This is a genomic window from Streptomyces sp. NPDC001020 (genome assembly GCF_053599115.1).
In genome coordinates, this window is the sequence record NZ_JBSFLQ010000007.1 from 236,288 (window position 1) to 260,418 (window position 24,131).

23 protein-coding genes and 3 pseudogenes are annotated in these 24,131 nt (G+C 69.8%); 17 read left to right on the plus strand and 9 right to left on the minus strand.

Annotated features, from left to right (window positions below):
• Positions 1–24: 24 nt before the first annotated feature.
• The 3 genes from ACWDEX_RS09160 to ACWDEX_RS09170 all read right to left on the minus strand — a co-directional run bounded on the left by ACWDEX_RS09160 (position 25) and on the right by ACWDEX_RS09170 (position 2,520).
• Complete coding sequence (locus ACWDEX_RS09160) at positions 25–681, minus strand: hypothetical protein (RefSeq protein WP_450462620.1); 657 nt, start codon at positions 679–681, stop codon at positions 25–27.
• Positions 678–1,493, minus strand: coding sequence for an ATP-binding cassette domain-containing protein (locus ACWDEX_RS09165; RefSeq protein WP_450462621.1), 816 nt, complete (start codon positions 1,491–1,493; stop codon positions 678–680). The genes ACWDEX_RS09160 and ACWDEX_RS09165 overlap by 4 nt, the downstream gene beginning before the upstream one ends.
• Before the next feature lie 223 nt (positions 1,494–1,716).
• Entirely contained in the window at positions 1,717–2,520 is an 804-nt protein-coding gene (locus ACWDEX_RS09170) for an SAM-dependent methyltransferase (RefSeq protein WP_450462622.1), read from the minus strand.
• A 129-nt stretch (positions 2,521–2,649) separates the two neighbouring features.
• Here ACWDEX_RS09170 and ACWDEX_RS09175 point away from each other — a divergent pair, with 129 nt between their 5' ends.
• Positions 2,650–3,474 carry an alpha/beta fold hydrolase gene (locus ACWDEX_RS09175; RefSeq protein WP_450462623.1) on the plus strand — a complete coding sequence of 275 codons (825 nt, stop codon included), beginning with the start codon at positions 2,650–2,652 and terminating at the stop codon, positions 3,472–3,474.
• A 78-nt stretch (positions 3,475–3,552) separates the two neighbouring features.
• Here ACWDEX_RS09175 and ACWDEX_RS09180 read toward each other — a convergent pair whose 3' ends face one another.
• Positions 3,553–5,064 carry a carboxylesterase/lipase family protein gene (locus ACWDEX_RS09180; protein WP_450462624.1) on the minus strand — a complete coding sequence of 504 codons (1,512 nt, stop codon included), beginning with the start codon at positions 5,062–5,064 and terminating at the stop codon, positions 3,553–3,555.
• Positions 5,065–5,337: 273 nt separating this feature from the next.
• On the opposite strand from ACWDEX_RS09180, the gene ACWDEX_RS09185 reads away from it, so the two are divergent.
• Positions 5,338–5,811: a carboxymuconolactone decarboxylase family protein gene (locus tag ACWDEX_RS09185; RefSeq protein WP_450462625.1), complete on the plus strand. Its 474-nt coding sequence runs from the start codon at positions 5,338–5,340 to the stop codon at positions 5,809–5,811.
• Positions 5,812–6,027: 216 nt separating this feature from the next.
• Here the strand turns inward: ACWDEX_RS09185 and ACWDEX_RS09190 are convergent, their stop codons facing one another.
• Both ACWDEX_RS09190 and ACWDEX_RS09195 read right to left on the minus strand, forming a co-directional pair.
• Positions 6,028–6,882 (minus strand): class I SAM-dependent methyltransferase, encoded by an 855-nt coding sequence (locus ACWDEX_RS09190; RefSeq protein WP_450462626.1) that lies wholly within the window; start codon positions 6,880–6,882, stop codon positions 6,028–6,030.
• A 180-nt stretch (positions 6,883–7,062) separates the two neighbouring features.
• Positions 7,063–7,321 (minus strand): annotated as a pseudogene (locus ACWDEX_RS09195) (transposase); the annotation flags it as partial.
• Between the two features lie 94 nt (positions 7,322–7,415).
• On the opposite strand from ACWDEX_RS09195, the gene ACWDEX_RS09200 reads away from it, so the two are divergent.
• From ACWDEX_RS09200 to ACWDEX_RS09210, 3 genes are all read left to right on the plus strand, one after another.
• On the plus strand, positions 7,416–8,066 hold the full coding sequence (locus tag ACWDEX_RS09200; protein ID WP_450462627.1) for a TetR/AcrR family transcriptional regulator: 651 nt from the start codon (positions 7,416–7,418) through the stop codon (positions 8,064–8,066).
• Between the two features lie 648 nt (positions 8,067–8,714).
• On the plus strand, positions 8,715–8,882 hold the full coding sequence (locus ACWDEX_RS09205) for a hypothetical protein (protein WP_450462628.1): 168 nt from the start codon (positions 8,715–8,717) through the stop codon (positions 8,880–8,882).
• Between the two features lie 333 nt (positions 8,883–9,215).
• A complete protein-coding gene (locus ACWDEX_RS09210) occupies positions 9,216–9,890 on the plus strand; it encodes a hypothetical protein (RefSeq protein WP_450462629.1) in 675 nt (224 codons plus the stop codon).
• Between the two features lie 315 nt (positions 9,891–10,205).
• Here ACWDEX_RS09210 and ACWDEX_RS09215 read toward each other — a convergent pair.
• A pseudogene (locus ACWDEX_RS09215) lies at positions 10,206–10,826 on the minus strand (glycosyl transferase family 2); the annotation flags it as partial.
• A gap of 176 nt (positions 10,827–11,002) precedes the next feature.
• Between ACWDEX_RS09215 and ACWDEX_RS09220 the strand changes: the two are divergent.
• From ACWDEX_RS09220 to ACWDEX_RS09245, 6 genes are all read left to right on the plus strand, one after another.
• Entirely contained in the window at positions 11,003–11,125 is a 123-nt protein-coding gene (locus ACWDEX_RS09220; protein WP_450462630.1) for a hypothetical protein, read from the plus strand.
• Between the two features lie 603 nt (positions 11,126–11,728).
• A complete protein-coding gene (locus tag ACWDEX_RS09225) occupies positions 11,729–12,985 on the plus strand; it encodes a serine hydrolase domain-containing protein (RefSeq protein WP_450462631.1) in 1,257 nt (418 codons plus the stop codon).
• Between the two features lie 194 nt (positions 12,986–13,179).
• Entirely contained in the window at positions 13,180–13,716 is a 537-nt protein-coding gene (locus ACWDEX_RS09230; protein WP_450462632.1) for a hypothetical protein, read from the plus strand.
• A 290-nt stretch (positions 13,717–14,006) separates the two neighbouring features.
• The gene (locus tag ACWDEX_RS09235) at positions 14,007–14,744 is read left to right on the plus strand and encodes a DUF2690 domain-containing protein (RefSeq protein WP_450462633.1); all 738 of its coding nucleotides are present in this window, start codon (positions 14,007–14,009) and stop codon (positions 14,742–14,744) included.
• Between the two features lie 143 nt (positions 14,745–14,887).
• Positions 14,888–15,547: a hypothetical protein gene (locus tag ACWDEX_RS09240; protein ID WP_450462634.1), complete on the plus strand. Its 660-nt coding sequence runs from the start codon at positions 14,888–14,890 to the stop codon at positions 15,545–15,547.
• A 786-nt stretch (positions 15,548–16,333) separates the two neighbouring features.
• The gene (locus ACWDEX_RS09245; RefSeq protein ID WP_450462645.1) at positions 16,334–16,816 is read left to right on the plus strand and encodes an RpiB/LacA/LacB family sugar-phosphate isomerase; all 483 of its coding nucleotides are present in this window, start codon (positions 16,334–16,336) and stop codon (positions 16,814–16,816) included.
• Between the two features lie 19 nt (positions 16,817–16,835).
• Here ACWDEX_RS09245 and ACWDEX_RS09250 read toward each other — a convergent pair whose 3' ends face one another.
• Positions 16,836–17,588, minus strand: coding sequence for a CDP-alcohol phosphatidyltransferase family protein (locus tag ACWDEX_RS09250; RefSeq protein ID WP_450462646.1), 753 nt, complete (start codon positions 17,586–17,588; stop codon positions 16,836–16,838).
• A gap of 135 nt (positions 17,589–17,723) precedes the next feature.
• Between ACWDEX_RS09250 and ACWDEX_RS09255 the strand changes: the two genes are divergently transcribed.
• From ACWDEX_RS09255 to ACWDEX_RS09275, 5 genes and pseudogenes are all read left to right on the plus strand, one after another.
• Complete coding sequence (locus tag ACWDEX_RS09255) at positions 17,724–18,704, plus strand: NAD(P)-binding protein (protein ID WP_450462635.1); 981 nt, start codon at positions 17,724–17,726, stop codon at positions 18,702–18,704.
• Positions 18,705–18,876: 172 nt separating this feature from the next.
• Positions 18,877–19,275 (plus strand): 6-pyruvoyl trahydropterin synthase family protein, encoded by a 399-nt coding sequence (locus ACWDEX_RS09260; protein WP_450462647.1) that lies wholly within the window; start codon positions 18,877–18,879, stop codon positions 19,273–19,275.
• Positions 19,276–19,295: 20 nt separating this feature from the next.
• Positions 19,296–20,504, plus strand: coding sequence for a glycosyltransferase family 4 protein (locus tag ACWDEX_RS09265; RefSeq protein WP_450462648.1), 1,209 nt, complete (start codon positions 19,296–19,298; stop codon positions 20,502–20,504).
• A gap of 89 nt (positions 20,505–20,593) precedes the next feature.
• On the plus strand, positions 20,594–21,454 hold the full coding sequence (locus ACWDEX_RS09270) for an SAM-dependent methyltransferase (protein WP_450462636.1): 861 nt from the start codon (positions 20,594–20,596) through the stop codon (positions 21,452–21,454).
• A pseudogene (locus tag ACWDEX_RS09275) lies at positions 21,451–22,296 on the plus strand (lysylphosphatidylglycerol synthase transmembrane domain-containing protein); the annotation flags it as partial. The gene ACWDEX_RS09270 and the pseudogene ACWDEX_RS09275, both read left to right, overlap by 4 nt.
• A 135-nt stretch (positions 22,297–22,431) precedes the next feature.
• Here the strand turns inward: ACWDEX_RS09275 and ACWDEX_RS09280 are convergent.
• Positions 22,432–23,286, minus strand: coding sequence for a creatininase family protein (locus tag ACWDEX_RS09280; RefSeq protein ID WP_450462649.1), 855 nt, complete (start codon positions 23,284–23,286; stop codon positions 22,432–22,434).
• 52 nt (positions 23,287–23,338) lie between these two features.
• On the opposite strand from ACWDEX_RS09280, the gene ribA reads away from it, so the two are divergent.
• Positions 23,339–23,995 carry a GTP cyclohydrolase II gene (gene ribA, locus ACWDEX_RS09285; protein ID WP_450462637.1) on the plus strand — a complete coding sequence of 219 codons (657 nt, stop codon included), beginning with the start codon at positions 23,339–23,341 and terminating at the stop codon, positions 23,993–23,995.
• Positions 23,996–24,131 lie beyond the last annotated feature (136 nt).

Below are 24,131 nucleotides of genomic sequence, written 5' to 3' on the forward strand. Positions count from 1 at the left end.
CAACGGGCGGGTCGGCGCAGGACCTCACCCCTTTCTGAGGGCGATCACCTGTGTGATGGCCACTCCGGCCGCCAGGAAGCCCGCGGCCGCGGCGAGCAGGACGCCCGTGGACACCAGGACGTCCGTCGAGTTCGACGCGTGTTGCAGGCGGGTGAGCATGATGTTGACCGGTGAGACGCCCTTGCCCAGCAGCGCGGCCAGCAGGAGCAGCAGGGCGAGGACCAGCGCGTAGCCCTGTCTGCGGAACACCAGCCGTGAGCAGACCAGCCCGATGGTCATTCCGGTGAAAGCACAGGTGAGTTGGGCCTCGGTCCCCAGCGCCAGGTCGGCGAGGCCGGGGGCGTGCGTTCCGAACATCAGCGGCAGCGTCAGGCCTGCCGTCGTCAGCAGCAGGCACCACAGGGTGGCCGTTGCGACCGTGCCGAGCAGGACGCGAAGGTGGCTGCCGGCGTTCACGACGATGATCGAGCGGTGCGACCGGTCCTCGAGACCGACCAGCGCCATGGTCAGCCAGACCGCGCACAGCAACAAGGCCCCGCCCACCGAGGCGTAGGTGGCGGCAAGCGGGCCGGTGTCGCTGCTGGTCAGCACGGCCACCAGGCCGAGGAACAGCAGCAGTGGCGCGAGGTAGCGCTGGGAGAGCAGCAGCACCGAGAACAGGTAGCGGACCAGGGCGATCACAGGGCGGCCCTCCTCATGTCCGCCCGTGGCCCGGGTTCGTCAGCGGTCCCTGTCAGGCCTTCCACCGACCACCGGTGCTGTAGTGCCGTCAGTAGCACGGCATCCGAGTGCTCCCGCCTCACGCGCAGGACGATCGCCTCGCCGCGCCGGGCGGCGTCCACCACGCCCGGCACTTCGTACCAGTTCGCCTCGACCGGTGTGACGCCCGTGGGCGGCTCGGCCAGGACGATCTCGACGACCGAGGCGCGGCCCCCGGCGGGTCGGCCACCGCGCCAGGTGACCTGTCCGTCGTCGATGGCGTAGGCGCCGTCGGCGTGTGTCTCGGTGATCGCCTCGCGGTGGTCGGTGAAGAGCACCGCCCCGCCCTGTGCGGCCACTTCGCCGATGAAGTCGGCCAGGACCCCGTGGGCCGAGGCGTCCAGACCTGACCAGGGTTCGTCCAGGACCAGCAGGTCGGGCTGGATGAGCAGGGCCTGGGCGAGCGCCACCTTCTGCGCGTTGCCCTTCGACAGCGTGCGCAGCGACGCGTTCGGGCCGCCCACCAGGGACAGCCGCTCCAGCAGTTGGTTACCCCGGCTACGGGCGGCGGAAGCGGACATGCCGCGGATGCGTCCCATGTGGGTGAGGTAGGAGGTCGCTGAGACGCGCTCGTGCGCGGTGAAGCGGTCCGGTACGTAACCGATGAGCGGGGGTCGGCCCGACACGGTCCCGGAGGTGGGCCTCGACAGCCCGACGACGATCCTCAGCAGGGTCGACTTCCCCGAACCGTTGCCGCCCACTACCGCGAGGACCCTGCCGGCCGAGACCTGCATGTCTACGTCACGGAGGATCCACCGGCCTCCGCCGTAACGTTTGCTGACCGCCTCGCACCGCAACACTGGGACTCCTCGGTGTGGTCATCCAGGCTCACGCTACTGGATGGGGGCGTCGCGCCGGCGTCCGTGTCAACGCGGCGCGCGCCCCTGTCCAGCAAACGGCGAGAGCACCGGGAAGCGCCGCTCAGGAGCGACGCGGAGTCCGATCAACAGAAGTCGCCTACTCCTTCAGGCCCACCGCCCCGACAGCGTGACCCTGGTCGAGAGCGACTTCCGCCGAGCCGGGGTCCGGGCGCCAGTCGGCAGACCTGACCAGGCCCGGCTCGACCAGACGCAGCCCCTGCAGGAAGCTCCCGATGTATTCGCTCGAGCGCAGGTGGTAGGAGTTGGCGGACTGAGCGTTGTACGCCTCGATGGCCGACTTGAGCTTTTCGTTGGTGTCCGTGCCGTCGCTCAGAGCCACGTAACTGCCCTGTGGCAGAGCGTCAATCAGCTCGGCGACGATCCGCTCCGGCTCCTCGGCGTCCGGGATCTGCCCCATGATGCCGAGCAGGATCAGGCCGATGGGCTGGTCGAAGTCCAACGTGCGTGCCGCCTGGGTGAGGATCTTCTTCGGATCGCGCACATCGGCGTCGAGGTAGGCGCACTCTCCCTCGGGCGTACTGCGCAACAACGCATCGGCGTGGGCGAGGACGATGGGGTCGTTGTCCACGTAGACGACCTTGCTGTCGGGCGCGATGCCCTGAGCGACTTCGTGGGTGTTGTTGGCGGTGGGCAGCCCGGTACCGATGTCGAGGAACTGGCGGATCCCGGCCTCGCCCGCCAGGAACCGTACCGACCGCACCAGGAAGGTCCGCTGTTGGCGTGCGATCTCTGCGATTTCGGGGAACGTCCGCAGGATCACGTCGCCGGTCTCGCTGTCCACCGGGTAGTGGTCCTTCCCGCCGAGCAGGTAGTTCCACACGCGCGCCGAGTGGGGTCGATCGGTCTGCAGTCTGCTGTGCCAGTCGCTTCGATCAGTCATGGGTAGAGCATTGCACACAGCAATCATGACTTGATCAACTCCCTTGCCGCCGGACCGTCGTTGTTCGCCTGTAGCGGCAGCCGCAGTGATCCCTTGATGGGTGTTTCAAGCCCGGCCTAACATCCCGTCATGCCCGAAATCGTGCTCTCAACGGGAACCATCTCTTACGACGACACCGGCGGCGACGGCCCGGTCGTGGTCCTTCTGCACGGGCTGGTCCACGATTCGACCGTGTGGCGTAAGGTCACCGCCGACCTGCGGACCGGCCACCGGGTGATCGCCCCCACCCTTCCCTACGGCTCCCACCGCAGGGCCATGGACCAGCCGCCCACCCCCGACCGCGTCATCGATCTGATCGGGGAGTTCCTCGACCGGCTCGACCTGACGGACGTCACCCTTGTGGAGAGCGACTGCGGCCGTGTCCAGACGGTCGCGGCCCGGCACCCCGAGCGGCTGGCCCGGCTTGTCCTGATCTCCTGCGAGGCCTTCGACAACTATCCGCCCGGCCTGCCCGGCAAGATGATCGTCGCGGCCTGCAAGGTGCCCGGTGCGCTGCAACTCATGGTCCGGATCCTCGGCCTCAAGCCGCTGCGCCGGCTGCCCGTCGGCATCGGTGCCCTCACCAAGCGCCCCGTGCCGGACGAGATCGTCGACGGCTGGCTGCGTCCCCTGCGTACCGACCCGGCCGTCCGGCGCGACTTCCGCCACTACAACACACACATCCGCAGGACCGAACTGGTCGAGGCCGCCGAGGGGCTGAGGAAGTTCGACAAGCCGGCGCTGGTCGTCTGGGCGTCCGAGGACCTGATGATGCCCCGCGCCCACGGCCGCCGCCTCGCCGAGCTTCTGCCACAGGGGCGGCTGGTGGAGATCGAGGGCACCCGGACTCTGATCGCGGAGGATCAACCGGAGCGACTCGCCTCCGTACTGCGGGAGTTCGTCGCGCGGAACTGACCGCAACGGCCTGTCAGGAGCCGCACAAGAATCTGCTGAGTGCGCTGGTACAAGTGTGAGTGGGGCCGCCGGCCCGGATCAAAGCCGCAGGAGGTCGAACGGGACACCCCGCCACAGCGCCCGTACGGCGGAGGCGTCGTCGTCGGCCAGGTGATCGTCCGGAGCGGCCCAGACCCGCACAGGGGTGGCCTCGGCGGTGACCGCGGGCCAGCCCGGGTCACCACAGGCCGCGAAGTCGGACCATGCGCGAAGCATGCGCCCGGACAGGGCCCGGTCCTGTGCGTCGGGGATGCCTCCGATGAGGAAATCGGCGCCCTGCGCGTCCAGGTTGCCGAACGCGAACGGGATGTCGGCGGTGTGCCAGGGCCTGATCTCACCGCCCGGAGTGACACGTCTGCGGGCGAAACGGGAGAGATACGCTCGGCCACCGGCTCTCGCGTGGCACTCGGCAAGCCGACTGCTGTACTCGCCGAACTGCGAGTCGCCGAGGAGCGCGAGGTATCGGTCGAGCACCGGCGCATCGGGCATCAGTGCCCTGTATCCAGAGAGCAAACGGGCGGGGAGACGGAGGGCTTCGGCGAGGTCCGCGAGTTCCGTCTCCGAGGTGACCTCCCGTACTCCTCCGACCTCGTGCAGGAACCAGTACTCTTCCAGGGTGTGGCACACCAGGAGGTCCACGTCACGGGATGCGCCGGCGGCCAGCGCGGAGAGAGGATCCACGGGCAGCACGTCGCCGTCGACGACAGGCTGGAAAACCACCGGGTCGAATGCCTGGATCGCCGTTACGGGGTCGTCGGCGCACTGTTCGGCGACCTTGTCGGAGGCGGTCACCAGTTCCTGCGGCGAGGCGGACAGCAGGCCGTCGCCCGTCGGGGCCACCCCGGCCTCGGCCGCGATCCTCGACGTGAGCGCCGCGGCGACCTCAACCGCGAAGAAGGCATTGGGCACGCTGTGGGCGATGGCCCTTCGGAACAGCCCACGCGCCTGCTCCATGGCCATCAGGCAGGCGATGGATCCCGCTCCTGAGGAGTGCCCGGCGACCGTGACGTTGTCGGGATCGCCACCGAACGCGGCAATGTTCTCCCGAACCCAACGCAACGCGGCCGCCTGGTCGAGCAGCCCCCGGTTGTCGGGAAAACCCGGCACATGACCGAAGCCCTCGAAGCCGACCCGGTAGTTGCAGCTGACCACGACCAACCCGGTACGGGCGAGCGCCGTGCCGTCAAAGTCGGGCTGAGCGGAGGAACCGAAGGTGTACGCGCCTCCGTGGATCCAGAACAGCACCGGCAGCGGCTTGTCGGCGCGCGGTCGCACCCACACGTTGACGGTGAGAATGTCCTCGTCCCCGGGGTGCCACACCGGCGAACCGGGCAGTTCCGCCGACTGCGGAGCGATGGGCCCGAAACTCGTGCAGTCTCGCGATGCGCTCCAGCCGTGAACAGGCTGCGGCTCACGGAAACGGTTGGGGCCGAAGGGCGCGGCGGCGTACGGGATACCGAGGACGGCTGTCACGCCGTCGCCCAACCGCCGGCCCCGCACATGGCCGCTGGTCGTCCGGAAATCCGACTCTGCCCACGACTTGTCATCCATATGCCGCAAGCCTTCCACAGTCTCTTGCCGCATCGCGAGCGACTTGTTGGTCCCGAGCCGTGGCTGGACTCTGAGCCACGGGGCCCGAGAGAACCACCTGGCGCGCGTGCCCGCCTCACCATCCGGGCGGTACGCGACCCCGACAAGCCTCGCCTCTGGACGACGGGCTGACGCGGGCGGGAGAGGCAGATCGCTTTCGGATGGCTCACACTCTGCCGAAGTGTCTTGTCGGAGGGGTGTAGCAGCCAACACCAACACGGCAAGGAGATCAGCATGGAAGCTCGTTTCGACTACCGCAGCAACCCGGTCGGGACCAAGGTCATGAAGTACATCGTCTCGGCGAGCAAGGTCGTGTGGGACTCGACGCTGCCGGCCACGACGAGGCAGCTGGTGGAGATCCGCGTCAGCCAGATCAACGGCTGCGCGCACTGCATCGACATGCACACCAAGGACGCCGCACACGCCGGGGAGACCTCGGTGCGTCTCAACCTGGTCGCGGCCTGGCGGGAGGCCACGGTCTTCACCGAGGCCGAGCGGGCCGCCCTGGAACTGGCCGAACAGGGCACCCGCATCGCCGACGCCGCGGGCGGCGTCACCGACGAGGCCTGGGCGAACGCCGCCAAGCACTACGACGAGGACCAGCTCGCCGCCCTGGTGTCCCTCATCGCCATCATGAACACCTGGAACCGCTTGAACGTCATCACCCAGCAGCCCGCCGGCGACTACCAGCCCGGCCAGTGGGGATAGCGACACCGCTTCGCGGCAAGCACGAGGACCAGGGAACGGTGCATTCCGCCGGACGGTCTGCCCGTCCTGCTTCGAGTAGGGGCCCCTGCTCACCGCACCGGCCGGATGCCCACGTACCTCCCGTACGAGGGCTTCCGGCCGGCACTCCTCCAAGCTCTTCGGCCAGGGGGACCCGTAGTGCACGCACCGGACACCTCTCCTGATGCGCGCAATGTGTCACTTGCTCGAAGAGGAACGCTCACGGGTCGCTGTGACGATCCAGACGGCACCGGGGATGCAGACACCCTCTGTGGTCTCGAACTCCGCGAGCGCGTCGTGTACTTCGGTACGGATACGGGTGATGGTTGCCGCGTCGACATCGCGCAGGTTGTGGCGCGTCGGGCCCATCGAGAAGAGGAATTCGGCGGCGTCGTCCGCGGTGGCGCCAAAGTTCATCGGCGCCTCGAACGGAGTCACCTCAATGTCGGTGAACCCGCTGGCGGCGAGTACCTGGCGGATGCGCGCAGGGTCGAGGAGCGACCCCATACCCCTTGAAGCGGGGGACGCCTCGCGCAGGAACGGTGAGAGCGCGGCGGTCGCACGTGCGTAGGCGCTGTCCGGGCCCGCGGGCTGAGGGCCGAGGAACGCGAGGCGGCCGGTCGGCTCGAGTGCACGCCCCAGATGGGTGAAGGCTGCGACATGGTCGGCGAAGAACATGACACCGCCACGGCTGATGAGGACATCGAACCCGCGGTCCGGGAACGGATGCACCTGTGCGTCGCCCTGCTCGAAGGTGACGTTGTCGAGACCTTCCGCGGCCGCGTCACGGCGGGCGCGTTCCAGCATCGGCGCGGACAGGTCGATACCCACGACCTTTCCGCTGCACGCCCGTTTCCCCGCAAGGCGCGTCGTCTGGCCGGTGCCGCAGCCGACGTCGAGCACCCGGTCCTGGGCCTCGATGCCCGCGGCGGCGAACAGGCGTGTGTTGAACGCGTCCATCATCCCGTTGTAACGCTCGGGGTGTTCGGCCCAGTGGATGCCCTCCCAGTCGTTCCATGCCTCTGCCTGCTGCCGGTTGGCGATGGTGTGCACAGCTCATCGTCCCCTGTCTGGGCTCTGCCCCTGGTAGTGCTTGGTCGGGTTGGTATTGCTTCTGGTGTGTCGCGGTGACAGGTGGGGCAGGCGCGGGTCCGGACTGCGAGGCGCAGCTGCGTTTCGCGGGCGACCCGGGAGAGGCTCAGGCCGACGCCGCACCCAGGGACAGCGGCCAGTCACCCGCCACGCGGGGCGGGCCCGCACATGCGCCACATCCCACGGGCTGGTGGTGGTGAAGTGGGCCAGAGCCTGCCGGTTGCCGTCCTCGCTCAGCCGCGCGGCCATCGGTTCCGCCGACGTGCGCTGCCCGTCCAGCGGCAGCTCCCGCAGACACCGCTCTCCACCGGTGCTGATCCGTCCACACGAACAGCTCGGATCTCTCCGCCGCGAAATCCTCTGGATCAGACCGGACCGCGGCCAACTCCCCACGCATCACGCCTGGTCAACGACACAGTTGATCAAACGGACACGCCACCGGTGAGTGAATCTGGCCTGGCACTAGAGTGAATTTCTAGATATAGACTCCAGTCATGCGTGAAGGAAAGGGAAAACAGGGCAAAAAGGCTCAGGAGACGCGGCGACGGATCATCGAGGCGGCCGGTGCGCTCTTCGTCGAGCAGGGCTACGGGGCGACCAAGCTGCAGGAGATCGCCGACCGAGCAGGCGTGGCGGTGCAGACGGTCTACTTCGTCTTCCGGAACAAGCCCTCGCTCCTCAAGGAACTCGTCGACGTCGCGATCGCGGGTGACGACGAACCGGTGCCGACGATGGATCGGCCTTGGTTCGCGGAGGTCATGACCGCGCCTACCGCCGATTCAGCACTGGCCGCACTGGTCACGGGCACCCGCGGAACACTCGAACGCGTCGCGGCCATCAACGAGATGGTCCGCGCCGCGACGGCGACCAACCCGGAGATGCGAGAGTTGTGGCCGGATCAGGCGGATCCGCGGTACACGGTGATCTCCACAGCGGCTGAGTCCCTGACGAAGAAGCCAGGCGCCCGCCCCGCCATCGCCTCCGACGAGGCGGCGGACTTCATCTACGCCGTCCTCAGCCCAGAGCTCTTCCTGCTCCTCACCCGCGACCGCGCGTGGCCACCGGCCGAGTGGGAGCAATGGGCATACCACACCCTCAGTTTTCAGCTGTTGTCGACAGCGGGTTCTGATCAACTCAGCCGGTGAGGGCAACGCGGTCCGTGTCGGTCGGCGTCGGCGCACCGGTGCTGATCCTGACCGAGAGACAGCGCCTGAGCCGCGGTGCGCCAGGCGGTGGTGTTCGCCGCTGTCGCGGAGATCCCGGCCGCAACGGCCCCCATGTGGTGCGGGCGGCGCGGCGACGACAGCAGGGATGAGTCCTGCACCTACCCGTGCCGGTCACCGGTGGCGTGGCCGGTCTCGTGTGCGCTCTCCTGCAATGGCAGTTCTCGGCGGAACCGCACGGGCGAGAGCAGTATTGGGGAGGAAGCCGAGAGCCAGGCAACAGCCTCCCGCCCGCAGGGCGGTGCGCACACCAGCGAATCCCCCGATCAGTCCCGCCAGCGCGGAGCCCACGGCGAGCGCGCCGGTCAGCATGAAGCGGAACGTGGCGTTCATACGCCCGAGCAACGGACCGGGGGTAAGGCGCTGGCGAAGGGTGACGGTGAGCACGTTGTTGACGCCGGTCTTGGCGGTGAGCAGGAGCCAGCCCGCGCCGGCGAGCCAGAGCCACAGGCCCCGATCAAGGTGGACTGGAGGGCGACATCCTCCACCGCGCGAGGCGTTTCGCCGAGGGCGGCGCCTCGCTCCTCCTCGACGACCTCGTTCCCTTAACTGCGCTGGGGAAACGATGCGTTGCAGCTGATCAGCCGCTACAGGCGGGGAGTGTGCCGACTGGGCGGCCAGGGGCTGCTGCTCGTCCCGTCCGCCTTCGTGTGGCCGCGCATCTTCTCCAACCTGGTCGAGGACGAGCGGCAACCCACCCTTCGGTCTGACACCCGGCGGGTGTCTCCCAGCACCTGACTACACTCCGCGCGGCCGGTCTGGTCAGCGCCCACCGCACCGGTCGTGTGGTGCTGTACGCCCGGACGCATGTGGCCGAGGCGCTGCTGACGTCGAACGACTCGAACGACTGAGCTATGGCCCATGAGGCGACCCGCTGGGTAGGGCCCGTTGTCCTGATATCAGCATCCCGCGGACCGCGGCACGCTGCTCACGGTAGCTTCCTGCCACCGAAACGAAGGGGAGAAGTCGGTGGATCGTCGCTCGGGGTCGTCTCCGTTCACGCCCGTCCTGCGTGTGCTCATCGGGCTGTTGGGTGCTGGGTCCTTCGGGACAGGAGCGGTCGCGGTGTTCGTGAGCCAGAACGGGACCGGTACGGGGGTGCTGCTCGGCTTCGGCGGCGTCCTGCTCGTTCTCGCTCTGCTCGGTAACCGCATAGAGAGCCTCGAATTCGGCGGAGCCACGCTGAGGCTCCGTGCGGCCGCGGCGGAGAGGTTCGCACTGGCCGAGGAGTCCGAACGCCGGGGGGACAGCACCACGGCGGGCCGGCTTCGTGCGGAGGCACAGGCCCTGTTGGACGCCGCGGGGCCCATTGCGGCCGACTGCAGGTCGGTGCGCGGCTCGATGCGCTCCGGTCGAGCGCGCACCCGCGCGATGGACGAGGTTGTCTCCCGAGCTCGTCATCTCTCGGAGGAGCAGACGTTCGAGCCCGACGAAGTCCTGCGTTGGCTGCGGGAGGGAAGCGACGCACAACGCGTCACCGCGCTGGCCATGATGCAGGCCAGCCGTGAGCTGCGGAACTTCGAGGCCGCGCTCGCGACTGTCGAAGATTCGCACAGTCCCTTCGAGCAGTACCACGCCATGCTGCTCACCGCTCAGATGATCGATGATCTGAATGAGGCGGAGCTGAGGCGGCTGGCCGAAGTCATCAGATCGCAGCGAGGGTTCCGCTTCCGCCGCGACACTGACCGGTGGCGGCTCAGCGAGGACATCCTCCGACGCGTGGACGGACGCTCAGGCCGCCGGTGAGTTCTACGGCGGCGCGGGAGGGCGGACGGACATGACGACTGAGGCAACGGGCGGTGTGTCCAGGGCCGAATGCGTGGAGGAGATCACAAGGACGGGTGAGAGCCCATACCCGGCTCCGCGGCCGGTCACGGCTCGCCCCTAGCCTGCTCCGCAGCTCAGTTCGCCGGCCTTCTCGTGCGCTGGACCTTCACACCACTGCCCGCTTTGTTGGAGTTGCCATGCCATCACACCTTCTTGCCGCCACACCACGTACGTTCCCGGTCCCGTCGCCCCGCACGCGTTGCCTTCGGTCCGCCGGCCGGGGAGAAAGCCGGCGCCGAGGACGGCGTGTGCACTGTGGTAGCGGCCCTGCAGGCGCAGCCGAGAGGCGAGTTCGTAGCAGGCTTCGAGCCGCTGGGGACGTGACTCCAGGCGCGGGAGAACGAGTCCATCGCCCCGGCCCAGTCGTCCGTTTGCTCCGCTCTCAGGACGCCGGCCTCCAGTAGCGAGCAGTAGACCTCCTCGCCCCAGCCGCCCATCGCGGCGCGCCGCTCGTACAGCGCGATCGCCTCTTCCGCATGGCCGAGATCGCGTTCGGTGTTGGCCAGGTAGAAGACCGTCCGTGGGTTGTGCGGGTCGCGTTCGAGTTCGCGTCGCAAGAGACGCGCGTCGCGTTCGAACTTGTCGCTGCGACAGCCGCCGTCGGCGTGGTCCTCGATGACCAGCGCGTCGAGGTTTTCCTGGATGTCGGGCTCGTCGCTGCAGGGGTACTCGTGGGTGACGCCTTCGTAACGCCACTCGACGTCGCCACGCATGAGGTGCTTGAAGCGGTGCTGAGTGCCGGGGGGTGTCGTAGCGCAGCATGTACGACGTCGCCGTCAGGTGCGGCAGCGGGGCGTCCTGGCGCAGGACGTGGTCCGCGTCAAGAGTGAGCAGATAGTCGGCCTCGCCTGGCGCATCACACAACTCATCAATCATTCGATCGTCGCATCACCGGAATGTGGGAATTGGTCCGATGTGTTGATGTGTCTGCGTGTTTCGGTGGGGGAGGTCAAGCGGTCGGGTGAGGCCGGGTCAAGCTCGCTCTCGGAGTCGGGGACCTGCCCGAAACGGTTGACGCAAGGAGCACCTAAATGGGTCCGGAGTTCAGGACAACTTCACTGTTCGGGCCGCTGGCCCGGGACAGGTTCAAGAAGGCCGGGATGCTCGGCTCGCTCGCGCTGGTGATGGCTACCGGAGTTGCCCCCCTGCTGTAGCGGCCATGCGAAGCATGCCCACGAACGCGGCGACGTCCTACGGCACCGGCCACTTCTGCGACAAAAGCCCCCATCGCGCCGCCGCGCCCGGTGACCACCACGGCAAAAACAAGGGCAAGGGTAAGAACAAGGAGAAGTGCAAGGGTGCCACCGGCCCGACGGGTCCGGCCGGTGCCACGGGCGCGACGGGTCCGACGGGTCCGGCTGGAGTCACGGGTCCGACGGGGCCGACGGGTCCGGCAGGGGTTGGTATGACGGGCCCGACGGGTCCAGAGGGTCCGGCTGGCGCCACGGGTGCTACGGGTGCTACGGGTGCTACGGGTTCGACCGGTCTGCCGGGTCTGCCCGGAGAGCCAGTCCCTACGGGTGCGACGGGCGCTACGGGTTCGACAGGTCTGCCAGGTCTGCCCGGAGAAGCAGGCCCTGCGGGCCCTACAGGTGCGACGGGTGCTACTGGCGAGACGGGTGCTACGGGCGCAGCTGGTGCGACAGGTCCAACCGGCCTTCCCGGTCTGCCCGGCCTTCCCGGCCTTCCCGGCCTTCCCGGCCTTCCCGGTCTGCCCGGGCTGCCTGGACCTGCAGGTCCGACGTGGGAGTCCGCCCATGACGTATGCCCGTACGCGGTGGCGTAAGGGGGCCTTGACCGTCGCTGCCGCAGGCATGCTCGTCCTGCCGGTCGCGAGCGGGACCGTGTTCAGGGCGCAGGGGCGCCCCACAGCCGTCACCGCCGCCGCACCGCACACACCGCCCGCCACCAGGTCGGCCGCGTCCGCCTTCCGGGGTGAGTTCCGCGGGCTCACCCCGGCCGTGACGCGGCAACTCGACGAGGTCGTACAGCGGGTCATGCGGGAGGCGCACGTCCCCGGGGTGACCGTGGGGCTGTGGGCGCCCGGCAAGGGCAGCTATGTGCGGTCGTTCGGGACCGCCGACAGGCATGGCGGCCGGATGATGTCGCCGGACCTGCGGATGCGGATCGGCAGCGAGACGAAGACGTTCACGGTGACGGCGTTGCTGAGGCTGGTCGACCAGCACAAGGTGAGGCTGGACGATCCCATCGGGGCATACGTCCCTGGGGTCCCGGGTGGCGGCACCGTCACCCTGCGTCAACTGGCCGGGATGCGCAGCGGGTTGTTCGACTACACCGACGACAAGGGCTTCCGTCGGGCGCTTGCGGCCGATCCACGGCGGCCGTTCACGCCGCAGCAGTTGCTCCACTACTCCTTCAGGCATCCCGTTCGGTCCCCGCCGGGCCAGGGATACGACTACAGCAACACCAACGTCATCCTGCTCGGCCTGGTCATCGAGAAGGCAGGGGGCCGGCCGCTCGGGGACTTCCTTCAGGCGAGCGTCCTGGCTCCGGCCGGCCTGACCCACACGCTCTTTCCGGCTGGTGCGAAGTTCCCGGTCCCGCACGCGCGGGGGTACACGGACCGCACCGTCGGGAGGAAGGTCGAGGACGCGGCCGACTGGAACCCGTCCTGGGCCTGGGCGGCCGGCGCGATGATCTCCGATCTGCGGGATCTGCGCGTATGGGCGCGTGTGGTGGCCACGGGCCGACTGGCGGACGGCACCGCGCTGCTCAGCCCGGCCACGCAGAGACAGCGGCTCACCATGCTCGGGACCACGATCCGGGGCGCCGGCTACGGTCTCGGCCTCTTCGACGTCCGGGGCTGGATCGGGCACAACGGTTCACTGCCGGGCTACGAATCCCTGACCGTATATCGCCCCTCGACGCACGCGACCCTCGTCGTGCTGCTGAACACCGACGTCCACCACGGCGGCCCGCAGCCCAGCACCCGCTTCGGTGAAGCGATCACGAAGATCGTGACACCGGGACATGTCTTCGCCCTGGGGCCGTAGCCGAGGAGCTGGGACGGTGTGGCGGTCTCGACCGGGAAGCGCCGTGTGACGGCGCTCGGCGTCCGCTGTTCGTCCCGCGGGACGTGGTTCGGCGTCCCAGGAACAACGGGACGGAATCCATGACCGTCCGCGCGGAAACGTTGGGAGACGTGAGATCACGCTTCGTGATCGGCAATGTCAGCCCGGAGGTTTCTATGATTCGTCGGACACTGCAGGGCGGTCTGCTGGCCGCCGTCGCGCTGTTCGCCCTCGTGCCTACCGCTGCCGTGGCCGCCGTGGGCGACCATGCCGCACCGGCGCCGGCCGTCGCGACGGTTCGGCACCATCGCACGCTGCTCCCCGTCTCCGTCCGGCACGCGCCGGTCCGGCACAGCGCGCACCGCACCGCGCGGTGCCATCACCACCGCCTCCACCGCCTCCACCGCCACTACCGCCACTGCCATCGTCACTTCCGTCACACCCACTTCGTTACGCGGACGGCGTACCACCGGCATACCGCCGGGGTCGCAGGACGCGTCGCCACGCACCACGTTCGTCTGAACGTCCGCTCCGGTCCCGGCATCGGCTATAGGACCGTCAGCCATCGTCACAGCCAGGGCCGACTGCTGATGGTCTGCAGGACGAACGGCTCGTATGTCCATGGGAACCGGTACTGGTACCGGCTCGCCCACGGCAAGGGGTACGTTTCCGCCCATTACGTCCGTACGCGAGGCGCCGTGCTCTGGTGCTGACGCGCGTGCTCCGTCGAAAACGGCCTGCCCGGTCACCCATGCGTGCCCGGGCGGGCCGTCGGCGCGCCCTTCACCCCGTCAACTCACCTGTGTCACCCCGGTCTCGATGTGTGGTGGTACCACATTGCTGGGAACACATTCCGGCAACCAGGGCGAACCGCCCAAACCAGAAGCCACGTTGAGAGACAGGTCATGCGACAGTCCCAAGGACCGAGACCGTGAAGGCCGGCGCAGCACGAACGACGAGGCGCTGCGGGCCGGAACCCGCCTCGCCCGAACAGGCGGATGGCGTGTTCGTGACGGAGCTGCGCAATCTGAAGGAGCGCACCGGTCTCAGTCTCGCAGCCCTGGCCGCCCGCACCCCCTACAGCAAGTCCGCCTGGCACCGCTATCTCAATGGCGTCCAGCGACCCCCTGGTTCAGCGGTGGAGGCGCTCGCCGGACTTGCGGGCGTCGACCCGACCCCCGTACTGACCCTTTGGGAGGCGGCCGAGGCGGCCGACCGCCCGCCGGCCGCGGACACGCAGTCGTACGACGGCCGCGCGGCACGGACCGTCCGCTCCCGGGTGCCGTTGTCGGCGCTCGCCCTGATCGTCCTGGTTGTCTCGGTGGCCGTCACCCTCGTCGCGGCCGGCCGCTCCGGTGCGCCGAGCGGTCAGCTCAGCGCCGCCGCGCCCCGGTGCAAGAGGGAGTCCTGCCAAGGGCAGCTGCCCGACGTCTCCGCCTGCGACCGGGACGCACAGGTCAAGAGCATGGTCCATGACGCCTCGTACGCCGTGCGGCTGGAATACTCGCCGTCCTGCGGCACCGCCTGGGCCGAGGTCCAGGTGGTGCCGTCGCACGCCCGCGTCATCTCCGTCCGTTCGGGAGGGAACGTGTTGTCCGCGTCGTACCCGGGGGACGGTTCCGGCGGCCGGATGAGCCCCATGCTTGCCGTGACATCACCCGAAGGTGTGGAAGCCTGTGCCGTGGTGGACGGCAAGGTGGCGTGCACCGGCCTGGACGCCGAACTCCCCGGGGCGCGTTGAGCGGATGATCGGGCAGCGTTCGGTGTCACGTGCGCGCCGTGTCGCGGCGCCGGACCCGGCGAATGTCCTACCTGTTGTAGGTTTTGGCTCGTCCGCCCGCCGGTCGTACCGTCCGGCGGTGTTGTTGCCGATCGGGGATTCCGGTGCAGGAGCCTGACGAGCCATCACCAGCGAGTGACGCTGTCTTCGCGCGGATACTCGAGAAGACCCTGGACTCCCCGGAGATCACCGCCGTGATCGACCTCGCCGGTGCGGAGCCGTCGCGCGAGAGGCTGCGCGCACAGGCCCTGGAGGCGCGTGACCTCCTCCTCGACACCGCCGCCGCCGAGTGCGACCACTATCGCGCACTGCTGGCCGCCGCGGCCGACCGCCACAGGTCGCTGTGCGGCGATGGCCTTGCGGGCCGCGACGGCCGTACCGAAGGCGGATTCCTGCCGGGGCTTGCGGTGCTCGTGCCCAGCCTCGGGGCCGTGGCCACGGGCGTGTTCCTGCTGTGCGGGTTCGGCGTGCGCGCCTTCGCCGTGCGCCCCCACATCGACGACGGGCTGGTGATGGCCGGAGTGATCGCCGCCGCGGTGACGGCGGGCGCGGCCCTCGGGGATCTCGCCTGGCTCCTGGTGGCCCGCGCGCGGGGTCGCGACGGCTACGACCGTGCGGAGCACGACCCCGCCGTATGCCGAGCCCGTGAGGCCTGGGAACGCGCCATTGTGGAGCGGGGTCTGGTGCCGTTCCTGCTCGACCGTGTGGAGGCCGACCGCTTGGACGAGGAGCGTGTCGTGGGCGCGCAGGAGAGGGCCCAGTAGTCCAGGAGGAAGCGGTGCGCTTCCGGGACCGGCACCCTTTGTCCGCGTACGTGCCCCCGCATCGGTCCCGGACCTCCGGGGCACCTTGCACCGGGCGTACGGCTATTCGGTGGGATCTGGCTGCGCAGAAGGTGGGCTCTTGGGCACGTCCTCACGCGTACAGGCACCTCAAGGACCCTTAGGCTCTGTCCGGTCGATCACCTTCACTGTCTGGTGACGAGGGCATGGCTGGAAGCGCAGTAGGCAAGGCTCGCCCGCCAGGTCGGTTGATGTCCCAGCAGTGAGGCGCAGGTGCTGAAGTCAGCCCATGGTCCGGGGCGGACGGCTGCGATCCCTCTGGCGGGTCGGTCCGGGCCGGTCTGCCCGTGCGCTTGCCGTGAACGTTGACCGCCGACCACTCCGTCGCCTTGCTTTGAAGGGAGCTCGACGAAACAGCATCCGGCGCTCCTTGGGCGGGTCGTCCTGTGCCTGGCGGCTTGCTCAACTCGATGACGAAGGCAGGAATCGATGACAGTGCAGGACTCCTTGACGGTGACATCCGATGCAGGCCGTCAGCCGTCGCGTGTGTCCATGGACGCGGTCTGGCGGCTTCCGGTCACGGTCTGCCGCATCACCAACTTCCTGGGGGAGCGGGCTTCGGCCGCTCTGCTGGAGCGGGCCATCGCGGCGGCTCGTGGTGCTCTGGCGCCTTCCACGGTCGACGGCAGCCAAGTGATCCCGGACGTGCGCCGTTCCCGATCGGCCTGGTTCGCCGCACCGGAGCTGCTGGAGGCCATCAACGAGGTGCTGGAACCCGTCGAGTGCACGCTCGGCGTCTCCTGCCGCGACACCGAGCCCAGCTACGAACCCGTGGCCCACGCCCTCGTCGCCGAACTGCGCGGTCGCGGCCACGAGGTCCTGACGCACGGGGCGCTGCGCCCCGGGGACGGCACACAGTGGGCCGTATGCTCGGAGGCGGCGGCCCGCGAGGTCGCCGATGGATCCTCGGACCAGGCGGTCGTGTGCTGCTGGACCGGCACGAGAGCGTCGATCGCCGCCAACAAGGTGCCCGGAGTGCGGGCGGCCCTGTGCACGGACGCGTACACGGCGGACGGCGCACGCCGCTGGAACGACGCCAACGTGCTGGCGCTGAGCCTGCGCCAGACGTCCGAGCCGCTGCTCAGGGAGATCCTCGACGCATGGTTCGCCGCCGAGCCCAGTGAGGACGCCGACGACCGGGAGAACCTGACCCACCTCGGTCGGCTCGACGTGAGCAGAACCGTCCCGTAGGGGAGCCCGTGCCGAAGGGTCAGCGGCCCGCCACCGGGTCGGCGGTCGGCTCCGCCACGACTGCGCCGGACGCCTCGACCGGCCCCCGGGCGCCGTCCCGTACACCCCACAGCCACCGCACGTCCCGCCCGAACGACCACACCAGCGACGCCAGCGCGCATGCGACGAGCCCCGCGGGGGCCGAGTACGGCAGCAGCCCCGACCCGGCGACCAGCAGGGCGACCGCCTGAAACACTGCCACCGTCTTGCGCGCCATGCTCGACGGCAGCCCACCGTTCAGCCACGGCAGCACCCAGGACGCGGCCACGTACACGTACCGCATCGCACCGATCAGCAGCACCCATGGGCCCAGTGCCAGCGACACGTACACGCTCAGCACCAGGATCAGGAACGCGTCGACCTCCATGTCGAAGCGTGCGCCCAGCGCGGTCGACGTACCGGTACGGCGGGCCACCGTGCCGTCCACACCGTCCAGGACCAGCGCCACGGCTGTCAGGCCCACGAACAGCGGCACCGGCGGCGTGCCCTCGAACGAGTCCGCCACCAGCGCTGTGACAGCGCCCACCAGGACTGCCCGGCCCAGCGTCACACGGTTGGCCGGGCCGAAGGAGCGCGGACGGCAGCGGAGCACCGCGCGGGTGAGGACGGTCCAGGTGGCGACCGCGAACCCCAGGCCGGCCAGCCAGCCGGCCGGACCCATATCGGTCGCCGTGCCCAGCAGGGCCAGCAGCAGCACCTGCGCGCCCGCCCCTACGGTCGTCTCCTGGTACATCAGCGCGTATGCGCGGTTCACGGCCACCGCTCACCCTCCGGCCAAGTGACAGACGAGGTCTTCGCGCGTACGTTGTGCGCGACTTCTCGCAGGGGTCTACGGGAAGAGGCGCCGGACCGTTCAGGAGGGACGCACATGGACCGCACGGCACGCGCTTTCTGGCTCCGCTCGCCAGGGCACGGTGAACTACGCGAGGTCGAACTGCCCGAGCCCGCCGACGGGGACGTGCTCGTACGCGCGCTGTACTCGGGTGTCAGCCGGGGTACCGAGACCCTCGTGTTCCGCGGTGGCGTACCGGAGAGCCAGCATGCCGCCATGCGCGCCCCGTTCCAGGAAGGTGACTTCCCGGCACCGGTGAAATACGGCTACCTGAGCGTCGGACGGGTGGAGCGGGGACCCGCCGACCTGGTCGGGCGGTCCGTGTTCTGTCTGTATCCGCACCAGAGCCACTACGTCGTTCCCGCCGACGCCGTCACCGTCGTGCCCGATGCCGTGCCCGCCGGGCGCGCCATCCTCGCCGGGACCGTCGAGACCGCCGTCAACGCGCTGTGGGACGCGGGTCCCCTCATCGGAGACCGTATCGCCGTCGTGGGCGGTGGCATGGTCGGCTGCTGTGTCGCCGCCCTCCTGGCCCGTCATCCCGGCGTCCGCGTGCAACTCGTCGACGCCGATCCCGAGCGCGCCGGCACCGCCCACACGCTCGGCGTGGACTTCGCCCTGCCCGAGGACGCCCTCGGCTCCTGCGACCTCGTCGTCCACGCCACTGCCACGGAACAGGGCCTTGTACGCTCCCTGGAACTGCTCGCCCGGGAGGGCACAGTCGTCGAACTCAGCTGGTACGGCGACCGGCGTGTCACCCTGCCGCTCGGTGAGGCCTTCCACTCGCGCCGGCTCACCGTCCGCAGCAGCCAGGTCGGCACCGTCTCGCCGCGTGCCCGCCCCTCCCGCACTTACGCCGACCGGCTCGCGCTCGCGCTCGACCTGCTCGCCGACCCCGTGTTCGACGCGCTCATCACCGGGGAGTCCGCCTTCGAAGACCTCCCGGACGTGCTGCCACGCCTGGCCCGCGGCGAGCTCAAGGGACTGTGCCACCGAGTCCGGTACGACGCCGACTGAGCCCCCGCCTGCCCGAGCCGCCCGACCTCGGAGGCGGGTTCCGAGGGATTTCGAGGGAACCCGGAGCATCGAGACAAGGGCGACCGGGCAGCTGAACATCGCGCAGGGGGCGGCCGTAATACAGGGCATGCCCCAGCAGGGGATCAACGCACCGCACCTGGAGGGTCGTTCGTTGTTCAGCATCACCGTCCGCGATCACCTGATGATCGCCCACAGCTTCCAAGGCGAGGTCTTCGGGCCCGCGCAGCGCCTGCACGGAGCGACGTTCCTCGTGGACGCCACTTTCCGTCGGGCCGAGTTGGACGACGACAACATCGTCGTCGACATCGGACTGGCCACGCAGGAGCTCGGCGCCGTGGTGAGCGAACTCAACTACCGCAACCTCGACAACGAACCCGACTTCGCGAACACCAACACCTCCACGGAGTTCCTGGCCAAGGTGATCGCCGACCGCCTCGCCGAGCGGATCCACAAGGGCGCACTGGGAGAGAGTGCCCGCCAGATCGCCTCCGTCACCGTCACACTGCACGAGTCGCACATCGCCTGGGCGAGTTACGAGCGTGCCCTGTGACCGACAGGATCAGCGACCACATGACCCCGGCCACCGCGGGCCCGGCAGCCGGGCGGGAGGCCGCCGACCGGGCGTCCCCGAACGACGTGCCCGCCCAGGACAAGGCTCTCGGGAACACCGACACCATTCCCATGGCCCTGCACACCGTGCACTTCGTCATGCCGGGCGGCGTCGGCGACCCGGCCGCCCCGAGCGGCGGCAACGTCTACGACCGTCGCGTCTGCCTCGACCTGCCCGGCTTCGGCTGGCAGGCCCACCAGCACATCGTCGACGGCTCCTGGCCCCGGCCGCAGCCGGCCGCCCGAGCCGAACTCGCCCGAACCTTACGGGAGCTGGCCGACGGCACGGTGGTCCTGCTCGACGGTCTGGTCGCCTGCGGTGTCCCCGAAATCGTCGCGCCCGAGACCAGGCGCCTCAGCCTCGCCGTCCTCGTACACCTGCCGCTCGGCGACGAGACAGGCCTCGACCCGCGGGTCGCGGCCGAACTGGACGCCAAGGAACGAGCCACCCTGCGCGCCGTGCCCGCCGTCATCGCCACCAGCGACTGGGCGGTGCGCCGGCTCGTCTCCCACCACGGGCTCGCCCCCGAGCGCGTCCATGGTGCCGCTCCCGGCACCGACATCGCGCCGCTCGCCTCCGGCACGGACGGAGTCTCCCGTCTGCTGTGCGTCGCCGCTCTCACCCCGCGCAAGGGACAGCACCGGCTGATCGAGGCCTTCGCCACCGTCACCGACCTGCCCTGGACCTGTGTCTGCGTCGGTGGCCTCGGCCGGAACCCCGAGTACGTCGCACGCCTGCGCGCCCTCATCGACGCGCACAACCTCGGCGACCGGCTCCACCTGGCCGGCCCCCAGGCCGGCGCCGAACTCGACGCGAGCTACGCCGCGGCCGACCTCATGGTCCTCACCTCGTACGCCGAGACGTACGGGATGGCCGCCGCCGAAGCCCTCGCCCGGGGCCTCCCGGTCCTTGCCAGCGATGTGGGCGGCCTCCCGGAGGCCGTCGGGCGCGCGCCCGACGGCGGGGTGCCCGGCATCCTCGTACCGCCGGGTGATCCTGCCGCGCTCGCCGCGGAATTGCGCGGCTGGTTCGGCGATGCCGACCTGAGACGCCGGCTCAAGGCCGCAGCGCGCGGCCGCCGGGCCGGGCTGGACGGCTGGGCGACAACGGCCCGCGACCTGGCCGGTGTGCTGAGCCGGCTGCACCACGAGCCCCGGAGGGCGGCGTGAACACGAGCGCGAGCCGGGCGGAGCCCCACACGCACACAGCGACCGGTTGGTCACCCGCGGATGGCTCCGGTCCCGCGGCCCCCTCCGCGATGCCCCAGCCAGGCAGCGGAGAGGAAGAAGCCTCCCGGTACGCTCCCCAGTGGCTGCGGCTGCGCGAAGACGCCGACGCCGCGGCCCGGGCGCACGAACTGCTCGACCCCCTGCGGATCCGGCTCGCCAACCGGTCCGGGCGCGGCACCAGCCTGGAGGTGCACGACCTGGGCTGCGGCACCGGTTCGATGGGCCGCTGGCTCGCCCCGCTCCTCGACGGTACCCAGCACTGGATCCTGCACGACCGTGACCCCGACCTGCTTCGCATGGCCATGGCGGGGGCGCCCCCGGCGGCCGCCGACGGCAGCCCGGTCACCATCACCACCCTGCGCGGCGACATCGGCCGACTCAGCCCCGACGCGCTGGCCGGGGCCTCACTGCTGACCGCCTCCGCACTCCTCGACATCCTCACCGCCGACGAGGTCGACATGCTTGCCGTGGCGTGCGTGGGCGCCGGATGTCCGGCGCTGCTGACGCTGTCCGTGGTCGGCCGGGTGGAACTCACGCCCGCGCATCCCATGGACCGGGAGGTCGGCGAGGCGTTCAACGCCCACCAGCGGCGCGGAAAGCTCCTCGGCCCCGATGCCGTGGGCAAGGCCTGTGAGGCGTTCGACCGGATGGGCGCGAGCGTGAGCGTGCGCCCCAGCCCCTGGCGGCTCGGCGCTCAGAAGGCCGAACTGACCGAGAAATGGCTGCGCGGCTGGGTCGGTGCCGCCGTGGAGCAGCGGCCAAAGCTCGCGGCCCGGGCCGAAACCTATCTACGCGACCGCCTGGCGGCCTGCGCGGCGGGTCGGCTGCACGTCGTGGTCCACCACAGTGACGTACTGGTCCTGCCGCGACAGAAGGGAGGAGCGTCATGACCGCGGCCCCGCCCACCCGTCGCGGCCCCCACCTGTGCGCCCACCTCGGCGCGGTCGCCGGAGCCGTCATCCTCGCGGTGCTCCTGTGGCGGCTCGGCACGGGAGTCTTCCTCGACGGGCTGCGGCGGATCGACGCCCCGACACTGCTCGCCGGGCTCGGCATCGGCGCGCTGACCACCGTGTCCAGCGCCTGGCGCTGGTGCCGCGTCGCCCGTGCGCTCGACATCCGGTTGCCGCTCGGCCCGGCCGTCGCCGACTACTACCACGCGCTGTTCCTCAACGCCGCCCTGCCCGGCGGCGTGCTCGGCGACGTGCACCGCGCGGTGCGGCACGGGCGGAGCGCGGGTGACGTCGGCCGCGGCGTCCGCGCCGTGATCCTGGAACGGACCGTCGGCCAGGTGGCCCTCGTGGCCGTCGGCGTGCCGGTCCTGCTCACGCTGCCCTCTCCTGTGCTGACCGGGACCCGCCACTTCTCCGCCCCGCTGGCACTGGCCGCGCTCGCTGTGCTCGTCGTCGTGGCGGTGACGCGGAAGGGTAGGGCGGCCGGCCGATCCCGCAGTCGCCGCGCGCTCCGTGCCGTATGCGCCGAGGCGTACAACGCCCTGCTGAGCCGCCCCAGTTGGCCGATCGTCCTGGTATCGTCCTCCGTCGTGCTCGCCGGGCATCTGCTGATGTTCCTGGTGGCCGCGCGGGCCGCAGGCGCGCACGCCTCCCTGGTCACGCTCCTGCCGCTGGCCCTGCTGGCCCTCATCGCCATGGGGCTTCCGCTGAACATCGGCGGCTGGGGCCCCCGGGAGGGCGTCGCAGCCTGGGCCTTCGGAGCGGCCGGCCTGGGCACGGACACGGGACTGGGTGTCGCGGTCGTCTACGGCGTCCTGAGCTTCACCGCGAGCCTGCCCGGAATTCTCGTACTCCTCGCGCGGTGGTGCACGGGACTTCGGCGACCTGACACGAGGACAGGCGCGGCGACGTCACCATCAATGCAGGCCCTGCGGGCTCGTGGTCCCTGTCACACCGCCGATGGCCTCGTCGGCGGCGACCAGGGAGAAGTACGCCTCGAAGGAGTCGGTGAGCGCCGTGAGAAGTCGCTTCCCCTTCTCCGCGGAAGCGAGCGAAGGACGTCCGATGACACCGGACTCCGTGTAGGCCGACATGCCGAGGGTGAGCAGATGCCTTCGGTCGTCGGCGAGGAAGTCCGCGGTCTCGTAACCGGGCCTGACCCACTCGGGATGACAGTGCAGAAGAAGGGAGGTCTCGATTTCCCCGGCATGCATGTCGCTGAGCGGCGAAGTGCGCACACCGGTGCGCTGTCGGGCCGCTTCCCAGTCCTCCGGGGCGGGGAAGAGCGCCATCCGCACACCGCTGTCGGCGGATTCCTGGACGACATTGCCGAGGACGTAGTTCCCTCCGTGACCATTGACCAGCACCAGAGCCTCGACGCCCGAGCGGCGCAGCGACGCGGCGATGTCCCGAACCACCGCATGGAGGGTGACGGAGGAGATGCTCACGGTTCCCGGCCACGCAGCATGCTCGTGCGAACAGGAGATCGTCACCGGAGGAAGGAGATGAACCGGATACGCGGCGGCGACCTCGCGGGCGATCGCGCAGGCGACCAGTGTGTCGGTGGCCAGCGGGAGGTATGGACCGTGCTGCTCGAAACTGCCCACGGGAAGGACGGCGACCTGACGGTACGGGCCCGCCGCCCGCGCCCGTACGTCCTGTGAGGTGTCCGACGGCAGTACCCCGGCGGAGTGCGCGGGCGACGGCCCGGAGGCAACCGCCTCGTCCGTCGGCCGCGTCCCAGCAGTGTCCGCAGTTCCCGAACCGCTCATGTTCCCAAGGCCCTTCGTCCACCGACTGTGCTCATCAGAGGGAAGACAGATCATGACAGACTTGGACGGCGTGCTCGGCGGAAACGCCCACTCCTCGGGAGTCACCCGGGTCGTGACAGCCCCCTTGCCCACCGAGCACGGTGATTTCCGGGCCGTCGGCTATCTCGACCACGACCGCCATGACGAACAAGTGGCGTTGGTGTACGGCGACATCGAGGCAGAGGGGATGCTCGTCCGTCTCCACTCGGAGTGCCTGACCGGGGACGCCTTAGGCTCCACGCACTGCGAGTGCGGTCCCCAACTCTCGACGTCCTTACGGGAGATCGTGGCCGAGGGGCGCGGCATCCTCGTCTACCTCCGCGGCCACGAGGGCCGTGGCATCGGCCCGCTCGGCAAACTGCGGGCGATGAAGCTCCAGGCGGAAGGCCTGGACACGGTCGATGCCAACCTCGCCCTCGGCCTGCCGGTGGACGCGCGCGACTACCAGGTCGCCGCGGAGATCCTGCACGACCTCGGTGTACGGTCGGTGCGCCTGCTCTCCAACAACCCGCGCAAGCGGGAGGCGCTGCTGAGGCACGGCATCAATGTCGACGAGCAGGTGCCGCTGCTGATCCCACCGTGCGAGAACAACCTCACCTACCTGCGCACCAAGCGGGAACGGCTCGACCACCACCTGCCGCACCTGGACACGGTGGCGAACTCCTTGTGAGCGGGCCCGCGGCGGCCCGGACCGCTAGAAGACTCATGAAAATCTTGGGGTTCTGGCCCCGCCGCGTGAGCGGCGGGGCCAGACTCTTTGGTGTGGTGATGGGGGAATGGGCCGGGGAGACGGTCGGGCCGGATGT